Here is a 3,989-nt window from a genome sequence, read left to right on the forward strand (position 1 = left end):
CCTGACCGCCATCATGGTGCTCGTGATGCTCGTGGGCACGGCCATGGACATGACGCCCACCATCCTGATCCTGACGCCGGTGCTGATGCCGTTGATCAAGGCGGCCGGCATCGACCCGGTCTACTTCGGCGTGCTCTTCATCGTCAACAACTCCATCGGCCTGATCACGCCGCCGGTCGGCACCGTCCTCAACGTGGTGGCTGGCGTTGGCCGCATGAAGATGGACGAGGTCACGCGCGGGGTCCTGCCCTTCATGGCCGCCCAGTTCGCGGTGATGTTCGTGATGGTCCTGTTCCCTCAGACCGTGCTCGCACCGCTGCGCTGGTTCTATTGAAGCCTCGGCCGCTTCGAGCTTGAAGCCGCCGGTCGCCTTTGCAGCGGTTGCTGCCGGTCGAGATGATGGCCACGGAGGTTAGGTCTCGGCCAGGAGCCGTCACTCGCGGGCGGTTGGTATGCGGAGACCAGCACAGCCGAGCTGCACTGCTCCGGTTGCCAGCGTCTGGGTCTTTTGCGCCGATACGCCTGGGAGAGTGGCTGGAAAGACGGCGGTTAGGGGGCGTATCGTGATGCAAGCAGCACTGCGTTTCAGCGCTTGACCGGGTCCAGCGTCAGCAAGGTGATGTCGTTGCTGCGCATTGGCACGGTGAAGTKCAGCAGGCCGTCCTTGCCGATGTTGACGGTGCGCTTTACTTCGGGAAGGTCGCGGGTCAGTGACTGCAGCTTGGCAAGCTGCGCCGCGTCGAGGTTGATGGGCGAACCCATCTCGAGGTAAGCGGTGTAGGCGTCGTTGGCCTTGTAGCCGGCGCGACGCAGCTCGAGCCGATAGGCGCCCGGCTTCAGGTTTCGCAGCGCGAGCTTGAGCGCTGGCGCCGGGCCGTTGGGCACCGGCTTGGCGAAGAACACGCCGTTAGCGGTGCTCTTTTGATCAGGATGCTGCCAGTCCCATGCCACGACGGCAGTCTTGTCGCCGTCGACTGCGGCCAGTACCTTGTCGTCGGCGCTCGGGATCTCATTGCCGCGTAGCGCATTGAGGTACTTGTAGGCGAACCAAGTCGTCTTGCGCAGGCCATCGCGTGTCATCAAGCCGAAGCCGCCATGGAAGGCGCGGGGCGGCGGGCCCGGCTCCTCGAACAGGTCGCTGTAGGTCCAGTAGCTCATCGCCTGCGCATAGCCTCGCGTGGCGCGCAGCTTGGTCAGGATCCACGGTGCGCTGATGTAGCTGTCGTGCACCTTGTCGTACGGGTTGTAGCTGGTGCTCCACTCGGTGAGGTACAGCGGAATACCGGGGAACGGCGAGGCTTCGATCTCTTTGCGATTGCGGCGCACGTCGCCGACGATGGCGTCGGGGTTAGGGTCCAGGATGCGGTCCGACTTGCCGAACTCGTCGAGGTAGCCTTCCGTGACGCCGTAGGTATGGGTGGTGACGAAGTCGACCGGCACGCCTTCCTGCTTGGCATAAGCCAGCAACTCGGGCACCCAGAAAGCGCCGGCCGTCGCGGGGCCGCCCACCTTCAGTTGGGCGTCCACCTTCTTGAGCGTGCGCGCGGTGTTGGCGTACAGCTCGAAATAGGCCTTCTGGTCGGCCTTTTCCCAGAAGCCGTCGAGGTTGGGCTCGTTCCACACTTCGAACGGCCACTTGCGCACCTCTTCGATGCCATAGCGCTGGATGAGGTGGCGCGCGAACGCGTCGATCAGCTCGGCCCACGGCCCTGGCTGCGGGTGCGAGGTGTTGCCCTTCCAGTAGAAGATCTTCAGGTCGGAGGTCTTCATCACGGCGGGTGTGAAGCCCAGCTCGATGAAGGGCTTGACGCCACTGGCCAGCATGCCGTCGTACAGCTTGTCGATGCCGGTCCAGTCGAACACCAGCTTGTCGCCGTCCTTCTTCACCGTGCCGTAGACGTCGTGAAAGATGTCGTGGAAGCGCACATAGCGAAAGCCCAGCTCGTCCGCAGCCGTCTTGAGCTGGGCGAGGTTTTCGGGGCGGCCGGTGGTGCCCGGGTAGTCCGCGCCGACCGAGAGATCGAAGAAGCGGTCCATGGGCTGGGTCGCAGCAGCGCGGTCCAGCGTCACCACGCGAGCGGCGGGAGTGGCCGCAGGGGTCGCGGTGCACAGGCCAAGTGAAAGGAGCGTCGCCGCGAGGCTGATAACGCTTCGGGGCAGGGACAGGGATGTGTTCATTGGAGGATTTCGGAGGACTTCGGAAGAGAGGGCGGCAGGCCCGGCGCCAGAAGCTGGACGCCAGGCCGCCGAACCATTGGCTCAGTTGCTGTAGAGGAAACCGCGGCCGTTCCCGCTGTCGTAGATACGTCCGGAATCGGCCAAGGAATTCAAAAGAAGGTCCGCCATGCGGCGGACCTTCGGACAAACTCCCAGGGAATTACAGACCCGGAATCGGAGCAATATCGGAAGTGCCAAGCATGGAGCCAAGCAGGTTCCAGTCCAGGACTTCACCGGTCGTCTCGTGGAAAATGTCGTGTTGGGTTACCCAGCCCGTGCCACTGAACCCAAGGCTGGCGATCTTGTTCTGCACGTACTTGTTCCAGTGCGTGGCTGCCCGGTAGTTCTGGTCCTTGTATGAGCCGGTCAGGCCGAGGCTCGCCGGCTTTACCCCCGCGCGATATTCGCCGATCAGCACGGGGATACCCCGGTCCGTGAAATACTTCATCTTGGCGAGCTGAGCATCAATGGAGCTTTCGTTATATCCCCCCTTGACATTGCGATTCGTAAACTGATTGCTCACGTTATAACTTCCCCAGAAGGCACTCCAAGTCCCCCACGACTCATCTGTTTCCATCAAGGTGAAGTCGAAGGGATCATAAAAGTGCACTTCGACCATCCGCTTATTCGCCGGATCCGAAGGTAGATTCTTTCCATAGTTAATCGTGTTATCGATATTGGTGTTCGGCCCTTGGACGATCAGCCAGCGAACGGCATTGCCGCCGCCGTTGGCGCGCATCGCGGTAATCCAATTCTGCTGGTATTTGTAGAGCACATCGGTCTTGGCCTGGGTTGGCGCGTCAGGTTCGTTGGCGACAGCGAAGGCCAATTTGTCGCTGTCATACCATTTGAAAGTATTCGCAACCTGGGTCCACATGTTGATCAACTTGGCATTGATCGCAGGGTCGTAGGAATTGAAGCCGTTGCGTTCGAACCAGCCAAGGTCATAGTGGTCGTTGATGATGACGTACAGGCCGTCGGCGAGGGCCCAGTCGACCGTCTGCTTGACCTGGGCCATGAACGCGGGATCGATCGTTCCGTTGGTGGAATGAAAATCCCACGCAACGGGTATGCGCAGGGTCTTGAACCCCCTATCCCTGATGGAGTCGATCAGTGCCTTGGTGGGCGCCGCCGCTCCTGGCCAGAATGCTTCGAGGGTGTTTCCCAGGTTGATACCGGGATTCGGAAAGACTTGGGTCTGCGCGCTGGGCACGGTGATCGCGAACGCCTGGGTGGTCTTGGCGCCGCAGGTGTTGGTATAGGTGGCGGTGGCCGTGCAGCTGGCAGTGGGCGTGATGGTCTGCTGGCGTGCCGAACCCGACGTACCGCAGCCGCTCCAGCCCCACGAGCCGCCGGTCACGGGCTGCGGGCCGAGGATGGCCGAGTTGCCTGCGGTGACCGTGGCTGAGGACGTCTGCGTCCAGGAGCCATTGGCGCTGATGTAGGGCGTGATGGCTGTCGGCGCGCAGCTGCTGCCGCGTGTGGCGCTGGCCGAGCCGGAGTTGTAGCTGCCGGCGCTGGTCGTGAACTTGACCCAGTACCAGTASGGCGTGCCGGTGTTGGCCGAGCCGTCGGCGTAGCTCCGGGCGCTGCTGCCCGGCACGGCGATGCGGGTGCGGCCCGCAGGGTCGGCGTCGATGTCGCGGTAGACCTCCAACGACGTGACGGTGCCGCTGACGGTCCAACTGAGCTGGTTGTTGTTGGCCGTGCCGCTGGCTGTGAGGCAGACGGTGGCGCCGCCGCCGCTGCCGCAGCTTTGCGCCTGCGCGAGG

At 62.8% G+C, this 3,989-nt stretch carries 3 protein-coding genes; 1 reads left to right on the forward strand and 2 read right to left on the reverse strand.

The window, feature by feature from the left end; translation table 11 throughout:
• On the forward strand, window positions 1-334 hold a 334-nt coding region (locus AC1DU6_RS22540), incomplete at its 5' end, for a TRAP transporter large permease subunit (protein WP_477859734.1).
• A gap of 251 nt (window positions 335-585) precedes the next feature.
• Here the strand turns inward: AC1DU6_RS22540 and AC1DU6_RS22545 are convergent.
• Both AC1DU6_RS22545 and AC1DU6_RS22550 read right to left on the reverse strand, forming a co-directional pair.
• Window positions 586-2,070, reverse strand: coding sequence for a GH39 family glycosyl hydrolase (locus AC1DU6_RS22545; RefSeq protein ID WP_477859735.1), 1,485 nt, complete (start codon window positions 2,068-2,070; stop codon window positions 586-588).
• Window positions 2,071-2,377: 307 nt separating this feature from the next.
• Window positions 2,378-3,989: cellulase family glycosylhydrolase (locus AC1DU6_RS22550; RefSeq protein WP_477859737.1), on the reverse strand; the 1,612-nt coding region annotated here is incomplete at its 5' end.

Source organism: Roseateles sp. P5_B10, from assembly GCF_056400485.1.